This is a genomic window from Superficieibacter electus (assembly GCF_002915575.1).
GTDB classification, from domain to species: Bacteria; Pseudomonadota; Gammaproteobacteria; order Enterobacterales; family Enterobacteriaceae; genus Superficieibacter; species Superficieibacter electus.
On the sequence record NZ_PQGD01000005.1, the window covers coordinates 217,869 to 235,238 of the forward strand.

The window sequence follows — 17,370 nt, forward strand, 5'->3', positions numbered from 1 at the left end:
TAATACTATGCTACGCAATGTAAATTCTCGAAAACCCGCCGGGCTTTTTTTGCTGGTATGGGTACTTTTCTTTGGCGTTTTTGGCACGGCTCAGGCGCTTGCGCAAGGAACGGGCGATATTAACGACCGTGCCGAAATCCAGTCTCAATTAACGACCCTGAATAAACAAAAAGACCTCTCCGCACAGGATAAACTGGTTCAGCAGGATCTGACGGAAACGCTGGATATTCTGGATAAAATTGAGCGGGTCAAAGCTGAAACCGCTCAACTGCGCCAGCGCGTCGCCATGGCACCTGAAAAAATGCGTCAGGCGGCAGAGGGGCTGAACGCATTTAACGATAAAGACAATGACGACGAGACGCGTAAAACCCTGGCGGCACTTTCTTTACGTCAGCTTGAGGCCCGCATTGCGCAAACGCTGGACGAACTCCAAACCTCCCAGAACGATCTGGCCAGCTATAACAGCCAACTGGTGTCATTACAAACGCAGCCGGAGCGGGTGCAGAACGCTATGTTTAACGCGTCGCAGCAGCTTCAGCAAATCCGCAACCATCTCAATGCATCCGGGGAAGGGGCGCTGCGTCCTTCCCAGCAAACCTTGCTGGCAGCGCAACAGGCATTACTGAATGCGCAAATCGATCAGCAACGTAAAAGCCTTGAAGGCAATACCGTTCTTCAGGATACCCTGCAAAAACAGCGCGACTACGTGACGGCAAACAGCAATCGGCTTGAGCATCAACTCCAGCTTTTACAGGAGGCGGTGAACAGCAAGCGTCTGAGTCTGACCGAAAAGGCTGCGCAGCAGGCGGTTACCCCGGATGAAACGGCTCGCATTCAGGCCAATCCGCTGGTGAAACAGGAGCTGGAGATCAATCATCAGCTCAGCGAGCGGTTAATTCAGGCTACCCAAAATGGCAACGACCTGGTCCAGCAAAATATTAAAGTCAAAAACTGGCTGGATCGTGCACTTCAGTCTGAACGTAATATCAAAGAGCAGATTGCGGTGCTTAAAGGCAGCCTGCTGTTGTCCCGCATTTTGTATCAGCAGCAACAAACATTACCCTCCGCTGACGAACTGGAGGATATGACTAACCGGATTGCGGATCTGCGCCTTGAGCAATTTGACATCAATCAGCAGCGTGATGCGCTGTTCCAGAGTGATGCCTTCGTGGCAAAACTGGAAGAGGGGCATAAAAATGAGGTGGATGCCGATGTTCATGAGGCGCTGATTCAGGTTGTAGAAATGCGACGTGAATTACTCGACCAACTGAACAAACAGCTCGGCAACCATCTGATGATGGCGATTAACCTGCAAATTAATCAGCAGCAGTTGATGAGCGTGTCGAAAAACCTGAAAGGCATCCTCACCCAGCAGATTTTTTGGGTCAACAGTAATAAACCGATGGACTGGGGGTGGCTGAAAGCCTTTCCGAAATCCGTTCAGGAACAGTTTACGTCCATGAAGATTACGGTGAACTGGGAAAAAGCCTGGCCTGCCGTGTTTATTGCTTTTTTGGCCGGACTGCCGTTACTGCTGGTAGCAGGGCTTATTCGCTGGCGTCTGCAATGGCTCAAGGCATGGCAGGCAAAGCTGGCCTCAGAAGTCGGGCAGTTACGTCATGATAGTCAGCTTCATACGCCAAAAGCGATAGTGATTGATTTAGTCCGTGCCTTACCCGTCTGCCTGATCATTCTGGCACTGGGGCTGATCCTGTTGACCATGCAACTGAGCATTAGCGACGTGCTGTGGGCATTCAGTAAAAAACTGACGATGTTCTGGCTGATCTTCGGGCTGTGCTGGAAAGTGCTGGAGAAAGACGGGGTGGCAATACGACACTTTGCTATGCCTGCGCAGCTTACCGGGCACTGGCGGCGGCAGATTGTGCGCATCAGTCTGGCGTTATTACCGCTCCATTTTTGGTCGGTAGTCTCCGAACTTTCCCCGCTGCATTTGATGGATGACGTGCTGGGGCAACTGGTGATTTTCCTTAACCTGCTGGTGATTATCATTCTGACCTGGCCGGTATTTGTCGACAGCTGGCGAGATAAAGAGTCGCGCGGCATTCGTCTGGTCACCATAACCGTGTTATCGATTGTGCCGATTGCCCTCATTGTGCTGACGGCAACTGGCTACTTTTATACTACCCTGCGCCTTGCCGGGCGCTGGATAGAAACCGTCTATCTGGTCATTGTCTGGAACCTGCTCTACCAGACGGTCCTGCGCGGGCTGAGCGTGGCGGCGCGGCGTATTGCCTGGCGGCGTGCGCTGGCCCGGCGTCAGCACATTATTAAAGAAGGTGCCGAAGGCGCGGAACCTCAGGACGCCCCTGCGATGGCGCTGGAGCAGGTCAGCCAGCAAACGTTGCGCATCACCATGCTACTGATGCTGGCCCTGTTTGCAGTGGTGTTCTGGACCATCTGGTCAGACTTAATCACCGTATTTACTTACCTGGATAGCATCACGCTGTGGCATTACAACGTCAGCGAAGCCGGGACCAGTGTGATTAAAAACGTGACGATGGGCAGCCTGCTGTTTGCACTGGTGGCGGCAATGGTCGCGTGGGCGCTGATCCGCAACCTGCCCGGCCTGCTGGAGGTGCTGGTGCTCTCCCGACTGAATATGCGCCAGGGCGCGTCTTACGCCATCACCACGGTGCTGAACTACGCTATTCTGGTGGTCGGCACCATGACCGTTTTTGGCTCGCTTGGTGTCTCCTGGGACAAACTTCAGTGGCTGGCGGCGGCGTTATCGGTCGGCCTTGGTTTTGGTTTGCAGGAGATATTCGGTAACTTCGTTTCGGGTCTGATTATCCTCTTCGAACGTCCGGTACGTATTGGCGATACGGTGACTATTGGTACATTTTCCGGCTCGGTCAGTAAAATTCGTATCCGCGCCACCACCATTACCGACTTTGATCGTAAAGAGGTCATTATTCCCAATAAAGCCTTTGTCACCGAACGGCTGATTAACTGGTCGCTTTCCGATACCGTGACGCGCGTGGTGATTAAACTCGGCGTGGCGTACGGTTCTGATCTGGATAAAGTCAAAGAAGTCTTACTCAAAGCAGCGAAAGATCACCCGAAAGTCATGCACGACCCAGAACCGTCGGTGTTCTTTACCACCTTTGGGGCCAGCACGCTTGACCATGAACTGCGGCTGTATGTACGTGAACTGCGTGATCGCAGCTATACGGTGGACGAGATTAACCGTGCCATCGACAGATTGTGTCGGGAGAACGGGATTAATATTGCCTTTAATCAGCTTGAAGTGCATCTGCATAACGAGAAGGGCGATGAGCATCTGGAAGTGAAACGCGAGGTCCAGAGCGACGATCCGATACCTGCCCTCCGGTAAGTCGATTTGTAGGCCTGTGTTTTTATCCGGCCAACGTATGGGTACTGCGCGGTTTCGTAGGCCGGGCAAGGCGCAGCCGCCGCCCGGCATCCCGCCACAACGGCCAGCCGCGAGCGTTGTGATGCCTGATGGCGCTGTCGCTTATCAGGCCTACATTTTGTCTGGCCAACGTTTAGGTACTGCGCGGTTTCGTAGGCCGGGCAAGGCGTAGCCGCCGCCCGGCATGATGCGCACATGGCATCGCAATGAACGTGACGCTACGCTTCAGCCGCGTTGATTTTATTTTCAAAATCACGCTGAACAATGGCCAGCGCTTTTAATACCGTTTCTGGTGCAATAGCATGTTCTTCCAGCAGCATAATCAAATCGACCGCCAGTTTGACCTCGTCGGGCGCATTTTCCAGTGACATTTTCTCTCCTGTCATTAGCGCGTCAGGCGCGCCAGTACCTGTTCAATTTCCGCCAGCGCATGACGACAGCGGCTAATCCTGCCATTAAAAGCCTCAACTTCCCGCGCCAGTCGCTGCTGTTCTTCAAACGAGGTTGCCTGCGCATGCTGATTAACACGCTGCGCCTTCATCTCAATCAGGCGGCGTTCGAATTCCTGATGCTGAAGACGCTTACGTTGCCATTTCGTGATGCCGGGAGAGCCATTATCCCAGGCGCGCAGCGACCAACTGGTTGTTTCCCGGGTGATGGCCTCAATTTGTGCGCTAAGGTGCTCAGCCAGCCAGGCCACCTGCGCAAGCTGCTGCTGTTCAACCGCCCGGCAAAGTTCATCATAGCCAGCCTGCGCTTCATCAACGCAGGCCTGTAATAGCGTGCTGCGGGTTTTAAATAAATGGCGATCGAAGCGGGCGCTTAGCGTGGCATAATGCGCCAGCGGTACCACGCGGGCGCGCAGTTCTTCAAGCTGTTGATGCAGAATATGCAGTAGTCGGGCAGTTTTCAGCGCATTCTCTCCTGTAATTACAACAGCTATGTTACATTAGCCGTTCAGTTACGTAACGATTCGTACTATGCGACGCACTATTTTACTCATTATTGGCTGGCTGGCGGTAGTCCTCGGCACGCTCGGCGTTTTTTTGCCGCTGCTGCCGACCACACCGTTTATCTTACTCGCAGCCTGGTGCTTTGCGCGCTCTTCGCCGCGCTTTCATCACTGGCTTTTGCACAGGTCATGGTTCGGCAGCTATTTGCGCCACTGGCAAGCCCATCGCGCCATGCCGCCGGGGGCGAAACCCAGGGCTATTATTATGATCCTGCTGACCTTCGCGCTTTCGCTATGGCTGGTAAAGATGTTATGGGTGCGTATCCTGCTGCTGGTGATATTAAGCTGCCTGCTGATTTTCATGTGGCGTATTCCGGTGGTTGATGCAAAACAACAAAAGCACTGAACGGCAATAATCGCTGTTGCATTTGTCCGGCACAGCCAGTAAATTCGACCGTTTTCGAGCACGCGCGCGCCTGGTCAAAGGTTAAACAAATGTTTCTTTTGGCCTCTTTCGGCTGCGTGGTGAGTAACACCGTATTAATCAGGCATATATCTATGACCGCAACTGCACAGCAGCTTGAATTTCTGAAAAACAGCATCAAAAGTATCCAGGATTATCCAAAACCTGGCATCCTTTTCCGCGATGTCACCAGCTTGCTGGAAGACCCCAAAGCGTATGCTCTCAGCATTGAATTGCTGGTTGAGCGCTATAAAAACGCCGGGATCACCAAAGTCGTTGGTACTGAAGCGCGTGGTTTCCTGTTCGGTGCGCCGGTCGCGCTGGGTCTGGAGGTAGGATTTGTGCCGGTACGTAAGCCGCGCAAACTGCCGCGGGAAACCATCGCAGAAAGCTATGAGCTGGAATACGGCACTGACCAACTGGAAATCCACGTTGATGCGATCCAGCCGGGCGATAAAGTGCTGGTGGTGGATGACTTACTTGCCACGGGCGGCACGATTGAAGCCACTGTTAAGCTGATCCGCCGTCTGGGTGGGGAAGTGACTGATGCGGCATTTATCATCAATCTGTTCGATCTGGGCGGCGAGCAACGTCTGGAAAAACAAGGTATTACCAGTTACAGCCTGGTACCCTTCCCGGGGCATTAATCCCCTGACGCACAACCTCGCTCAACGGGTGAGGTTGTGATAGCATTACCCCTTCATGAATCCACCTTCCAGCGTCAGAGCCAGCCAATGAGTTATCAGGTCTTAGCCCGCAAATGGCGTCCACAAACCTTTGCTGACGTCGTCGGCCAGGAACACGTGCTGACCGCCCTGGCAAACGGCTTATCGTTAGGGCGTATTCATCACGCATATCTTTTTTCCGGCACCCGTGGCGTCGGCAAAACCTCTATCGCCCGTCTGCTGGCGAAGGGGCTGAATTGCGAAACCGGCATCACTGCTACGCCATGCGGCGTGTGTGATAACTGCCGTGAAATCGAGCAGGGGCGCTTTGTCGATTTAATTGAAATTGACGCCGCTTCCCGTACTAAAGTCGAAGACACCCGCGACCTGCTGGATAACGTGCAGTACGCCCCGGCACGCGGACGTTTCAAAGTGTATCTGATCGATGAAGTCCACATGCTGTCGCGCCATAGCTTCAACGCCCTGCTGAAAACGCTGGAGGAGCCGCCGTCGCACGTGAAATTCCTGCTGGCGACCACCGATCCGCAGAAGCTCCCGGTGACGATCCTGTCGCGCTGCCTGCAATTTCATCTTAAGGCGCTCGACGTTGAGCAGATCGGCCATCAGCTCGAACACATTCTTGATGAAGAGAAGATTGTCCACGAACCGCGTGCACTTCAGCTCCTGTCGCGGGCGGCGGATGGTAGCCTGCGTGATGCGCTGAGCCTGACCGATCAGGCGATTGCCAGCGGCGACGGACAACTGACTGCCGCCGCCGTCAGTACTATGCTTGGTACTCTGGATGACGATCAGGCGCTGTCATTGATTGAAGCGCTGGTGGCAGCTAACGGCGAAAACGTAATGGCGCTGGTCAATGAAGCGGCGCTGCACGGGATTGAGTGGGACGCATTGTTGGTCGAAATGCAAAGTCTGCTGCACCGGATTGCGATGGTCCAGCTTTCGCCTTCTGCGCTGGGAGCCGATATGGCGTCCATTGAGCAGCGAATGCGTGAATTAGCCCGCACCGTGCCGCCTGCGGATATCCAGCTCTATTACCAGACGCTGCTCGTCGGTCGCAAAGAGCTACCCTATGCGCCAGACCGTCGGATGGGCGTTGAGATGACGCTACTGCGTGCGCTGGCATTCCATCCGCAGATGCCGTTGCCGGAGCCGGAAGGCGTCCAGCAGTCATTTGCGCCAGTTGCGCCGACGGCGGTCATGACGCCGACGCAGATCCCTGTACAGTCTGCGCCTGCACCAGCCGCGCCGGTTGTGCAAAATGACGCCACCAGCAGCGTTCTGGCGGCGCGCAGCCAGCTACAGCGCGCTCAGGGAGCAACCAAAACAAAAAAGAATGAACCGGCAGCCGCATCCCGCGCGCGGCCGGTGAATAACGCTGCGCTGGAAAGACTGGCTTCTGTTTCCGAACGGCTCCAGACTCGCCCGGCGCAAACTGCTCAGGAAGCGGTGCCGGTAAAGAAAGAAGCCTACCGCTGGAAAGCGACGACGCCGGTCAGCGAGGCAGTTAAAGAAGTTATCGCTACGCCGAAAGCATTAAAAAAAGCGCTGGAGCACGAAAAAACGCCGGAGCTGGCAGAAAAGCTGGCGGTAGAAGCCATGGCGCGCGATCCGTGGGCGGCCGAAGTGAAACAGCTTCAGTTACCAAAACTGGTTGAGCAGGTGGCGCTTAACGCGTGGAAGGAGCAGAGCGGTGATGCGATTTGCCTGCATTTGCGTCCCGCGCAGCGCCATTTGAATTCTGCCGGGGCGCAGCAGAAGCTGAGCGAAGCAATGAACACGTTATACGGTAAGCCGGTTGAACTGACTATCATTGAAGATGATAATCCGGCGATCCGTACGCCGCTGGAGTGGCGTCAGGCGATTTATGAAGAAAAACTCGCGCAGGCGCGCGAGGCCATTATTGCGGATAACAACATCCAGACGCTGCGTCGTTTCTTTGACGCGGATTTGGATGAAGAGAGTATCCGCCCCATTTGATCTCACGCTACGCGTAGGGTCGTTAACCTTTAATGAGAGAGAAGCCTATGTTTGGTGGTAAAGGCGGTCTGGGTAATCTGATGAAGCAGGCCCAGCAGATGCAGGAAAAAATGCAAAAAATGCAGGAAGAAATCGCCCAGATGGAAGTCACTGGCGAATCCGGTGCCGGACTGGTGAAAGTGACCATCAACGGTGCGCACAACTGCCGTCGCGTGGAAATCGATCCGAGCCTGCTGGAAGACGACAAAGAGATGCTGGAAGACCTGGTGGCTGCGGCCTTCAACGACGCAGCGCGTCGCATTGAAGAGACTCAGAAAGAGAAAATGGCCTCCGTTTCCTCCGGCATGCAGTTGCCGCCGGGTATGAAGTTGCCGTTCTGATGCAAACCAGTCCGCTGTTAACTCAGCTAATGGAAGCCCTGCGCTGCCTGCCGGGCGTCGGCCCGAAATCGGCACAGCGCATGGCGTTTACGCTGTTGCAGCGGGATCGCAGCGGCGGGATGCGCCTGGCGCAGTCGCTGACGAAGGCGATGTCGGAAATCGGCCACTGTGCCGATTGCCGCACCTTTACCGAGCAGGAAGTGTGCAATATTTGCGCCAATCCGCGTCGTCAGGAAAACGGTCAAATCTGCGTGGTGGAGAGTCCGGCGGACATCTATGCCATTGAGCAGACTGGACAGTTTTCCGGGCGCTATTTTGTGCTGATGGGCCACCTCTCGCCGCTGGACGGTATCGGCCCTGCCGATATCGGTCTCGACCGGCTGGAGCAGCGTCTGGAAAGCGAAACGCTTAAAGAAGTCATCCTCGCCACCAACCCGACGGTGGAAGGGGAGGCGACCGCTAACTATATCGCCGAACTCTGCGCGCAGTATGGCGTCGAAGCCAGCCGTATCGCCCACGGCGTGCCGGTCGGCGGCGAGCTGGAAATGGTTGATGGTACTACGCTGTCACACTCTCTGGCCGGGCGTCATAAGATTCGTTTTTAAGCAAACGGGAGCAGAAATTTTTGCTCCCGCTTGAAATTTTCCCACCGTAACCCCATCTCACCCTCATCACTTTTTTTACCTGATAAACGGTATTGTTGAGGTTGAACACGATGAAAGGACAAGAAACTCGCGGCTTTCAGTCAGAAGTAAAACAGCTTCTGCACCTGATGATCCACTCTCTCTATTCCAACAAAGAGATCTTCCTGCGTGAGCTTATCTCGAACGCCTCGGATGCGGCAGACAAGCTGCGTTTTCGCGCGTTGTCTAACCCGGATCTGTATGAAGGCGACGGCGAACTGCGCGTACGCGTCTCGTTCGATAAAGAACAACGCACCCTGACCATTGCTGATAACGGCGTGGGGATGAACCGCGACGATGTGGTCGATCATCTGGGGACCATCGCCAAATCCGGCACCAAATCGTTCCTCGAATCGATGGGGTCCGATCAGGCGAAAGACAGCCAGCTTATTGGTCAGTTCGGCGTCGGCTTCTATTCCGCGTTTATCGTAGCCGATAAAGTGACCGTGCGTACCCGTGCGGCGGGCGATGCTGCTGAGAACGGCGTGTTCTGGGAATCTGCCGGCGAAGGCGAATATACCGTCGCGGATATCAATAAAGCGGATCGCGGCACCGAAATCACGCTGCATCTGCGTGAAGGTGAAGACGAATTCCTCGATGACTGGCGCGTGCGTTCGATCATCAGCAAATACTCCGACCATATCGCCCTGCCGGTAGAGATCGAAAAATCCGAAGAGAAAGACGGCGAGACCGTGGTTTCCTGGGAGAAGATCAACAAGGCGCAGGCGCTGTGGACCCGCAATCGCGCGGAAATTAAAGACGAAGAGTACACCGAGTTTTACAAGCACATCGCCCACGATTTCACCGATCCGCTGACCTGGAGCCATAACCGGGTGGAAGGCAAGCAGGAGTACACCAGCCTGCTGTATATCCCGTCGCAGGCACCGTGGGACATGTGGAATCGCGACCATAAGCACGGCCTGAAGCTGTACGTTCAGCGCGTTTTCATTATGGACGACGCCGAACAGTTTATGCCCAACTACCTGCGCTTCGTGCGCGGCCTGATCGACTCCAGCGACCTGCCGCTCAACGTCTCTCGCGAGATCCTTCAGGACAGCACCGTCACCCGTAACCTGCGCAGCGCGCTGAGTAAACGCGTTCTGCAAATGCTGGAAAAACTGGCGAAAGACGACGCTGAAAAATACCAGACCTTCTGGAAACAGTTTGGCCTGGTATTGAAAGAAGGCCCGGCGGAAGACAACGCCAACCAGGAAGCGATTGCTAAATTACTGCGTTTTGCCTCCACGCATACCGACTCGTCTGAGCAGACGGTTGCGCTGGCTGACTACGTCTCGCGCATGAAAGAAGGGCAGGAGAAAATCTACTACATCACCGCCGACAGCTATGCGGCCGCGAAGAGCAGCCCGCACCTGGAACTGCTGCGTAAGAAAGGTATTGAAGTGCTACTCCTTTCCGATCGCATCGACGAGTGGATGATGAACTATCTGACCGAGTTCGACGGTAAATCATTCCAGTCCATTTCGAAAGCTGACGAATCGCTGGATAAACTGGCTGACGATGTTGACGAAAGCGCGAAGGAAGCAGAAAAAGCGCTGACGCCGTTCGTTGAGCGGGTGAAAACCTTACTGGGCGATCGCGTGAAAGAGGTGCGGCTGACGCATCGTCTGACCGATACGCCCGCGATTGTCACCACCGACAACGATGAAATGAGCACCCAGATGGCGAAGCTGTTTGCGGCGGCGGGCCAGGCGGTACCAGAAGTGAAATACATTTTTGAACTGAACCCGGATCACGTGCTGGTGAAACGCACGGCGGACACTCAGGATGATGAACAGTTTAAAGAGTGGGTTGAACTGCTGCTCGATCAGGCGCTGTTCGCCGAACGTGGCACCCTGGAAGATCCAAACCTGTTCATTCGCCGCATGAACCAGCTTTTAGTTTCCTGATAGCGGTAGTGTGATGCCCGGTGGCGGCCTCGCCTTACCGGGCCTGTGCATTCGTAATACGATGCTCTGGCTTTGGTGTCATCATGCCCGGTGGCGGCTGCGCTTTACCGGGGCTACGCCGGTGTACGGAGTACTCCCTCTCCCTCAGGGAGAGGGCTGGGGTGAGGGTGGTCGGTGCCGCCTGCCCGGTACGCGCAGCGCCACCGGGCATTGCGACGCCATACCGCTGCTTTTCTCTTTATTCTTCCCCATTAACCGTTTCAGCGCCGTTCCCCTTCCTTGAGCCGATAGCGTGATGGTGGTATCGTTTAGCGCTTTGTTTAAAAATGACAACCTTTGAGGGGATTTTCGTAATGCGTATTATTCTGCTTGGCGCACCAGGCGCGGGTAAAGGAACTCAGGCACAGTTCATCATGGAGAAATATGGCATTCCGCAAATCTCCACCGGTGACATGCTGCGCGCGGCCGTCAAATCCGGCAGCGAGCTGGGTAAACAGGCGAAAGACATCATGGACGCTGGCAAACTGGTGACGGACGAACTGGTCATCGCGCTGGTCAAAGAGCGTATTGCCCAGGAAGACTGCCGCAACGGCTTCCTGCTCGACGGTTTCCCGCGCACCATTCCGCAGGCTGACGCCATGAAAGACGCGGGCATCACCGTTGATTATGTGCTCGAATTTGACGTGCCGGACGAACTGATCGTCGATCGTATCATTGGCCGCCGTGTCCACGCTGCATCTGGCCGCGTCTACCACATCAAATTTAATCCGCCGAAAGTGGAAGGTAAAGATGACGTGACCGGTGAAGAGCTGACCACTCGTAAAGACGATCAGGAAGAAACCGTGCGTAAACGTCTGGTCGAGTATCATCAGATGACCGCGCCGCTGATCGGCTACTACCAGAAAGAAGCGCAGGCGGGTAATACCCAATACGCGAAAGTTGACGGCACCAAAGCGGTCAGCGACGTACGCGCCGAACTGGAAAAAATCCTCGGCTAATATGTAATAAGCCCGATAGTGCCATGCTTTCGGGCTTATTGTTTACAGCCAGAACAAGATGCTGCCTAACGTTATCCTGCAAAACGTCGCCTTTCACAGCAATTAGTTATTCTTCCTCACTTTTCCGCTACAATTATCAACAAGTTGAATCGATAAGAGGCGGTAATGCGTCAGACGAAAACCGGTATTCTGCTGGCAAACCTTGGTACTCCCGATGCACCGACGCCCGGTGCGGTTAAGCGCTATCTGCGGCAATTTCTGAGCGATAAACGTGTGGTAGATACGCCGCGTATACTGTGGTGGCCGCTGCTGCGTGGGGTCATTTTGCCGATTCGTTCGCCGCGCGTGGCGAAGCTTTATCAGTCGGTGTGGATGGAAGAAGGCTCGCCGTTGATGGTTTACAGCCGCCGACAGCAGCGCGCGCTGGCAGAACGCCTGCCCGATGTCCCGGTCGCGCTGGGAATGAGCTATGGCTCACCCTCGCTTGCCAGCGCGGTGGATGAGTTGCTGGCAAACGATGTCGATCATATCGTGGTGCTGCCGCTCTACCCGCAGTACTCCTGCTCGACGGTGGCGGCGGTGTGGGATGAACTGGGACGGCTGCTGGCCAAAAACCGCCGCGTACCCGGCGTCACCCTGATCCGTGATTACGCGGACGACAGCGCGTATATTCAGGCGCTGGCTAACAGTGTGCGCGCCTCTTTCGCCGTCCACGGCGAGCCGGATTTACTGTTATTGTCCTATCACGGCATTCCCCAGCGCTATGCGAATGAAGGGGATGATTACCCGCAGCGCTGCCGTGACACCACCCGCGAGCTGGTCTCGGCCCTGGGCCTGCCGCCTGAAAAAGTAATGATGACCTTCCAGTCCCGCTTCGGACGGGAGCCGTGGCTAACGCCTTACACCGATGAAACGCTGAAGATGCTGGGTGAGAAGGGGGTTAAACATATTCAGGTTATCTGCCCTGGCTTTGCCGCCGACTGCCTGGAGACGCTGGAAGAAATTGCGGTGCAGAACCGCGAGTTTTTCCTCGAAGCAGGTGGTGAAAAATATGAATACATTCCCGCACTTAATGATTCAGTAGATCATATCGCAATGATGGATGATATTACCCGCCCTTATCGCTAATCGCGTCGCAGGCGGCGAGTGTGCTACTATTCTCCGCCTGTTAATTGCCATCTGAATCCCGCGCATGAAATTTCCTGGTAAACGCAAGTCCAAACACTATTTTCCCGTCAACGCCCGCGATCCGCTTTTGCAGCAAATCCAGCCTGAAAGCGAAACCGGCACGTCGTGGATCGTCGGTATTGACCAGACGCTGGTAGATATCGAAGCCAAAGTGGATGATGAATTTGTGGTGCGGTATGGCCTCAGTGCCGGGCATTCGCTGGTGATTGACGATGATGTGGCGGAGGCGGTTTATCAGGAACTGATGCGCGACAATCTGATTACCCACCAATTTGCAGGCGGCACCATTGGTAACACCATGCATAACTACTCGGTGCTGGCCGATGACCGGTCGGTGCTGCTGGGCGTGATGTGCCGCAATATTGAAATCGGCGGCTATGCCTACCGCTACCTGTGTAATACCTCCAGCCGCACGGATCTCAACTACTTACAAGGTGTAGACGGGCCGATTGGACGCTGCTTTACGCTTATCAGCGACAGCGGCGAGCGCACGTTTGCCATCAGCCCCGGGCATATGAACCAGTTTCGCGCCGAAAGCGTTCCGGAAGAGGTCATTGCCGGCGCGTCCGCGCTGGTGCTGACTTCTTACCTCGTGCGCTGTAATGCAGGTGAGCCGATGCCTGATGCGACGATGAAGGCCATTGAATACGCTAAAAAGCACAACGTGCCGGTGGTGCTGACGCTGGGCACCAAATTTGTGATCGCTGATAATCCGCAATGGTGGCAGGCATTTCTTAAAGAACACGTGTCGATCCTCGCCATGAATGAGGAAGAAGCCGAAGCGCTGACCGGGCTGAGCGATCCGCTGTTGGCATCCGATAAAGCGCTGGACTGGGTGGATCTGGTGCTGTGTACGGCCGGTCCGGTTGGTCTGTATATGGCCGGTTTTACCGAAGAGGAAGCCAAACGCAAGACCCAGCATCCGCTGCTGCCGGGCGCAATTGCCGAATTTAACCAGTATGAATTTAGCCGCGCCATGCGCCATAAGGATTGTATTAACCCGCTGCGTATTTTCTCGCACATCGCGCCTTATATGGGTGGCCCTGAGAAGATCATGAACACTAACGGCGCGGGCGACGGCGCGCTGGCTGCGCTGCTGCACGATATTACCGCCAACAACTATCACCGTAACAACGTGCCAAACTCCAGTAAGCATAAATACAGCTGGCTCACCTATTCTTCGCTGGCGCAGGTCTGCAAATACGCTAACCGCGTTAGTTATCAGGTGCTTAACCAGCACTCCCCGCGCCTGACGCGCGGGCTGCCGGAACGGGAAGATAGCCTGGAAGAGTCGTACTGGGAGCGCTGATTCAGCCCGATTGCCGGTGTTATGCCCGGCGGCGCTGGCGCTTGCACGAGCCTACGTGTTGCACTCAACGACAGTACGTCGATGCTGGTCGACCTGTTTCCGGGGGCAGGCAGGGTAAGCGCAGCGCCACCTGGCATTAACGGGCAGAGTGGAGCATGCCGGATCGCCACCCGGCATGATGCATATTACTGAACGCGTTAAAACACCGTGCTATCCGACACTGTTCGTCACCGCTTCTTCCATCGGTGGTTTGCCGAGCAGCATCAGCATCGTGTTCGCAATTTCCCGCTCGCCCATCACCACCTGATTGGCTCCACGTTCGGTGATGTAATCCACTTCATCGTCATAATGCGCGCGAGCGATAATCTCGATATTCGGGCATTTTTCACGCGCCGAGGCGACAATTTCTCCCGCCTCATAGCCGTTGGGAATGGTGAGCAGCAGCCAGCGGGCGCAGTCGAGATGCGCCAGGTTGAGGATCTCTTCATTGGCCGCATTTCCCAGCACCGCCCGGATGCCGCGCTCGCGCAGTTCATCAACCCGGGTCCGGGAGGTTTCCACCACCACCAGCGGGATGCCCTGCGCCATCAGTTTCTCACCCAGCAGGCTACCGACGCGGCCAAAACCGACCAGAAGAGCATGATTGCAGATATCAACCGGGATCTGTTTTTCTTCTTCAGTCACTTCTTCCAGCGTCTGCTCTTCCAGCGTTTCGGTCTTATCGAGATAGCGCTCAAGCAGCGCGAAGAGCACCGGATTGAGCATAATCGACAGAATAGCCCCTGCCAGCACCAGGTTTTGCCCTGCCTGCGGGAGGAGATTGAGTGCCATCCCCAGGCCTGCGAGGATAAAAGCAAATTCACCAATTTGCGCGAGGCTGGTGGCGATGGTTAGTGCAGTACGCTGGGAGTGTCCGAACATACGTACCAGCAAGAGCGCCGCGACCGATTTACCAAAAATAATAATCGCCAGCGTGGCCAGCACGGCCAGCGGCTGATCGAGCAGGATCATCGGATCGAACAGCATGCCTACTGAGACAAAAAACAGTACCGCAAACGCGTCGCGCAGCGGCAGGGTATCGTGCGCCGCGCGGTGGCTCAGCTCGGATTCGTTGAGCACCATTCCGGCGAAGAAAGCCCCCAGCGCGAAGGAGACGTCAAACAGCTCTACTGCGCCAAAAGCAATACCCAGTGCCAGCGCCAGAACGGAAAGTGTAAAGAGTTCACGAGAACCGGTAGCCGCGCTGCGTGCCATGATCCATGGCACCAGACGACGGCCCACCAGCATCATAATGGCGATAAAGGCGACCACTTTGCCAATCGTAATACCCATATCCAGCGACAGCGATGCCAGGCCGACGTTGCCTTTCTCCAGCATGCCGGCTACCGCTGGCAGCAGCACCAGCGTCAGCACCATTACTAAGTCTTCGACGATAAGCCAGCCGATGGCGATTTGTCCGCGCTGGCTGTCAATCAGCTGCCGCTCTTCAAGCGCGCGCAGCAGCACCACAGTACTGGCGGTCGAAAGACACAAACCAAAAACGATACCGGTCATCAGCGACCAGTCCATCAGCGCAGCGAGTCCCATCCCCAGCAGCGTGGCGACCGCTATCTGCGCTATCGCTCCGGGAATGGCGATGGACTTTACCGCCATCAAATCCTTTAAAGAGAAATGCAGCCCCACGCCGAACATCAGCAGGATCACGCCCAGTTCCGCCAGTTCAGGAGCCAGTTTGGTATCTGCCACAAAACCTGGCGTAAACGGTCCGGCCAGGACGCCCGCTAACAAATATCCCACCAGTGGAGAAATACGTAATTTATTGGCAAGCATGCCGAGAATAAAGGCAAGCACAAGGCCGCCGACAATGGTGGTGATAAGCGGTGTGGCGTGATGCATTCCGTCTCCTTTCGTTTATGCGTGGCTCCATTTTTGGCAGGAAACCAAAAACCCGAGTAATAGTTTATGACAAAATTAATCATCATGTTGATGAATTATTGTTGAATTTTGAAAAAAAATGGGATTTGGCGCAGAAAAGGCACAGAACGGAAAAATGAGGGATACAAGCACGGGCCAGCACAGTTAACGCGCGGAAAGAGCGCGGCCAAAAAACGGTTTTGGCCGCGGGAAACTATGCCTTATGCCGATTATCAGGCAAGAATATGGTTAAGATCCCAAGAAGTGGCAGGAAAGCACAGATTTTATAAACCAAATCAATACCGTGATGGTCGGCAATCAGCCCCAGTACGGCGGCACCGAGACCCCCCATGCCGAAGGCAAAGCCAAAGAACAGGCCTGACACCATTCCTATACGGCCCGGCAAAAGCTCCTGGGCATACACCAGGATTGCCGAAAAAGCCGAGGCGAGAATAAAACCAATAATCACCGTCAGAATGCCGGTCCAGTAGAGGCTGGCCCAGGGCAAAAGCAGGGTAAAGGGCGCAACGCCAAGGATAGAGCCCCAAATCACATACTTACGGCCAATCTTATCGCCGACAGGCCCGCCAATCACCGTTCCTGCCGCAACGGCGAACAGAAACGCAAACAGATGAAGCTGAGCGTTTTGTACCGAAAGACCAAATTTATGCATCAGGTAAAAGGTGTAATAGCTGCTGATACTCGCCATATAGAAGTATTTTGAAAAAATGAGTATCAGCAGGACGCAGACGGCGAGGATAACCTTATTTCGCGGCAGCGAATTCATTACCGCAGCGGAAGTTTTCCCTTTATTTACCCGATGCTGCGCGGCATACCAGCGGCTGACCTGCGCCAGTACGATGATGGCCAGCAGGGCCGCCAGCACAAACCACGCTACGTTGCCTTTACCATAAGGGGCAATGATCGCCGCCGCCAGCAACGGTCCCAGCGAGCTGCCAAAATTGCCGCCCACCTGAAAAATAGACTGTGCCAGCCCGTGCCGGCCTCCCGAGGCCATGCGCGCCACACGCGAGGACTCCGGATGGAACACCGACGAACCGGTACCCACCAGTGCCGCTGCCAGCAGGACTGTCTCAAAGCTTCCCGCCAGTGCCAGTAATACCAGCCCGCTTAACGTAAAGCACATGCCGACAGGCAAAGACCAGGGCATTGGATGTTTGTCTGTCCAGTAGCCGACTATCGGCTGGAACAGCGATGAAGCCAGCTGAAAGGTCAGCGTAATCAGACCGATTTGCACGAAAGTGAGGGAGAATTCAGCCTGTAAAAGCGGATAAATCGCGAGGATCAGCGATTGGATCATATCATTTAATAAATGAGAGAGGCTGATTGCCCCCAGTATACCAAACGCGGTGCGGGACTTTGGCGGCGGCGCTGAGGCCCCCTGCTCAAGAGAGCGAGTTTCACTGATTGCCATAAATTTCACTTATATTGGTTCGATGCAGGGGATAAGCAGGTTAGTAATAATTATGTGGCTAAGATACCTGTCTGAAAGCGGCGA

The 17,370-nt window shown here is 55.0% G+C and carries 15 protein-coding genes and 1 other annotated feature; of the genes, 10 read left to right on the plus strand and 5 right to left on the minus strand.

Annotation, left to right across the window (positions count from 1 at the left end):
* Window positions 1-7: 7 nt before the first annotated feature.
* Window positions 8-3,355 carry a mechanosensitive channel MscK gene (mscK, locus tag CHU32_RS07830; protein ID WP_103674951.1) on the plus strand — a complete coding sequence of 1,116 codons (3,348 nt, stop codon included), beginning with the start codon at window positions 8-10 and terminating at the stop codon, window positions 3,353-3,355.
* 257 nt (window positions 3,356-3,612) lie between these two features.
* On the opposite strand, the gene rsmS is transcribed toward mscK, so the two are convergent.
* Both rsmS and priC read right to left on the minus strand, forming a co-directional pair.
* Complete coding sequence (gene rsmS / locus CHU32_RS07835; RefSeq protein ID WP_103674953.1) at window positions 3,613-3,765, minus strand: pleiotropic regulatory protein RsmS; 153 nt, start codon at window positions 3,763-3,765, stop codon at window positions 3,613-3,615.
* 14 nt (window positions 3,766-3,779) lie between these two features.
* Window positions 3,780-4,307: a primosomal replication protein N'' gene (gene priC / locus CHU32_RS07840; protein ID WP_103674954.1), complete on the minus strand. Its 528-nt coding sequence runs from the start codon at window positions 4,305-4,307 to the stop codon at window positions 3,780-3,782.
* Window positions 4,308-4,374: 67 nt separating this feature from the next.
* On the opposite strand from priC, the gene CHU32_RS07845 reads away from it, so the two are divergent.
* The 6 genes from CHU32_RS07845 to htpG all read left to right on the plus strand — a co-directional run bounded on the left by CHU32_RS07845 (window position 4,375) and on the right by htpG (window position 10,442).
* Complete coding sequence (locus CHU32_RS07845) at window positions 4,375-4,752, plus strand: DUF454 family protein (protein ID WP_103674955.1); 378 nt, start codon at window positions 4,375-4,377, stop codon at window positions 4,750-4,752.
* Window positions 4,753-4,904: 152 nt separating this feature from the next.
* Window positions 4,905-5,456, plus strand: a complete 552-nt coding sequence (apt, locus tag CHU32_RS07855; protein WP_103674956.1) for an adenine phosphoribosyltransferase — start codon at window positions 4,905-4,907, stop codon at window positions 5,454-5,456.
* Window positions 5,457-5,543: 87 nt separating this feature from the next.
* Window positions 5,544-7,472: a DNA polymerase III subunit gamma/tau gene (dnaX, locus tag CHU32_RS07860; RefSeq protein ID WP_103674957.1), complete on the plus strand. Its 1,929-nt coding sequence runs from the start codon at window positions 5,544-5,546 to the stop codon at window positions 7,470-7,472.
* Window positions 6,802-6,866 (plus strand) — a sequence feature (DnaX frameshifting element). It overlaps the preceding gene by 65 nt.
* A gap of 47 nt (window positions 7,473-7,519) precedes the next feature.
* Window positions 7,520-7,852 (plus strand): YbaB/EbfC family nucleoid-associated protein, encoded by a 333-nt coding sequence (locus CHU32_RS07865; RefSeq protein ID WP_103674958.1) that lies wholly within the window; start codon window positions 7,520-7,522, stop codon window positions 7,850-7,852.
* The gene (gene recR / locus CHU32_RS07870; protein ID WP_103674959.1) at window positions 7,852-8,457 is read left to right on the plus strand and encodes a recombination mediator RecR; all 606 of its coding nucleotides are present in this window, start codon (window positions 7,852-7,854) and stop codon (window positions 8,455-8,457) included. The genes CHU32_RS07865 and recR overlap by 1 nt, the downstream gene beginning before the upstream one ends.
* Before the next feature lie 110 nt (window positions 8,458-8,567).
* Window positions 8,568-10,442 (plus strand): molecular chaperone HtpG, encoded by a 1,875-nt coding sequence (gene htpG / locus CHU32_RS07875; RefSeq protein WP_103674960.1) that lies wholly within the window; start codon window positions 8,568-8,570, stop codon window positions 10,440-10,442.
* A gap of 34 nt (window positions 10,443-10,476) precedes the next feature.
* Here htpG and CHU32_RS28215 read toward each other — a convergent pair whose 3' ends face one another.
* Complete coding sequence (locus CHU32_RS28215) at window positions 10,477-10,653, minus strand: hypothetical protein (protein WP_176691629.1); 177 nt, start codon at window positions 10,651-10,653, stop codon at window positions 10,477-10,479.
* A gap of 142 nt (window positions 10,654-10,795) precedes the next feature.
* Between CHU32_RS28215 and adk the strand changes: the two genes are divergently transcribed.
* The 3 genes from adk to CHU32_RS07895 all read left to right on the plus strand — a co-directional run bounded on the left by adk (window position 10,796) and on the right by CHU32_RS07895 (window position 13,937).
* Window positions 10,796-11,440, plus strand: coding sequence for an adenylate kinase (gene adk / locus CHU32_RS07885; protein WP_103674961.1), 645 nt, complete (start codon window positions 10,796-10,798; stop codon window positions 11,438-11,440).
* A 165-nt stretch (window positions 11,441-11,605) separates the two neighbouring features.
* Entirely contained in the window at window positions 11,606-12,568 is a 963-nt protein-coding gene (hemH, locus tag CHU32_RS07890) for a ferrochelatase (RefSeq protein ID WP_103750819.1), read from the plus strand.
* 64 nt (window positions 12,569-12,632) lie between these two features.
* Window positions 12,633-13,937 carry an inosine/guanosine kinase gene (locus tag CHU32_RS07895; RefSeq protein ID WP_103674963.1) on the plus strand — a complete coding sequence of 435 codons (1,305 nt, stop codon included), beginning with the start codon at window positions 12,633-12,635 and terminating at the stop codon, window positions 13,935-13,937.
* Between the two features lie 210 nt (window positions 13,938-14,147).
* Here the strand turns inward: CHU32_RS07895 and ybaL are convergent, their stop codons facing one another.
* Window positions 14,148-15,833, minus strand: a complete 1,686-nt coding sequence (gene ybaL, locus CHU32_RS07900) for a YbaL family putative K(+) efflux transporter (protein ID WP_103674964.1) — start codon at window positions 15,831-15,833, stop codon at window positions 14,148-14,150.
* A 232-nt stretch (window positions 15,834-16,065) separates the two neighbouring features.
* Window positions 16,066-17,286, minus strand: a complete 1,221-nt coding sequence (locus tag CHU32_RS07905; protein WP_103674965.1) for an MFS transporter — start codon at window positions 17,284-17,286, stop codon at window positions 16,066-16,068.
* Between the last annotated feature and the right edge of the window lie 84 nt (window positions 17,287-17,370).

Bases quoted from the DNA above. Each gene is read 5' to 3' on its own strand.
- recR (WP_103674959.1), top strand. From the start codon at position 7,852: ATGCAAACCAGTCCGCTGTTAACTCAGCTAATGGAAGCCCTGCGCTGC.
- CHU32_RS07895 (WP_103674963.1), top strand. From the start codon at position 12,633: ATGAAATTTCCTGGTAAACGCAAGTCCAAACACTATTTTCCCGTCAAC.
- CHU32_RS28215 (WP_176691629.1), bottom strand. From the start codon at position 10,653: ATGCCCGGTGGCGCTGCGCGTACCGGGCAGGCGGCACCGACCACCCTC.
- rsmS (WP_103674953.1), bottom strand. From the start codon at position 3,765: ATGTCACTGGAAAATGCGCCCGACGAGGTCAAACTGGCGGTCGATTTG.
- adk (WP_103674961.1), top strand. From the start codon at position 10,796: ATGCGTATTATTCTGCTTGGCGCACCAGGCGCGGGTAAAGGAACTCAG.
- dnaX (WP_103674957.1), top strand. From the start codon at position 5,544: ATGAGTTATCAGGTCTTAGCCCGCAAATGGCGTCCACAAACCTTTGCT.
- ybaL (WP_103674964.1), bottom strand. From the start codon at position 15,833: ATGCATCACGCCACACCGCTTATCACCACCATTGTCGGCGGCCTTGTG.
- CHU32_RS07845 (WP_103674955.1), top strand. From the start codon at position 4,375: ATGCGACGCACTATTTTACTCATTATTGGCTGGCTGGCGGTAGTCCTC.
- htpG (WP_103674960.1), top strand. From the start codon at position 8,568: ATGAAAGGACAAGAAACTCGCGGCTTTCAGTCAGAAGTAAAACAGCTT.
- hemH (WP_103750819.1), top strand. From the start codon at position 11,606: ATGCGTCAGACGAAAACCGGTATTCTGCTGGCAAACCTTGGTACTCCC.
- CHU32_RS07865 (WP_103674958.1), top strand. From the start codon at position 7,520: ATGTTTGGTGGTAAAGGCGGTCTGGGTAATCTGATGAAGCAGGCCCAG.
- mscK (WP_103674951.1), top strand. From the start codon at position 8: ATGCTACGCAATGTAAATTCTCGAAAACCCGCCGGGCTTTTTTTGCTG.
- apt (WP_103674956.1), top strand. From the start codon at position 4,905: ATGACCGCAACTGCACAGCAGCTTGAATTTCTGAAAAACAGCATCAAA.
- CHU32_RS07905 (WP_103674965.1), bottom strand. From the start codon at position 17,286: ATGGCAATCAGTGAAACTCGCTCTCTTGAGCAGGGGGCCTCAGCGCCG.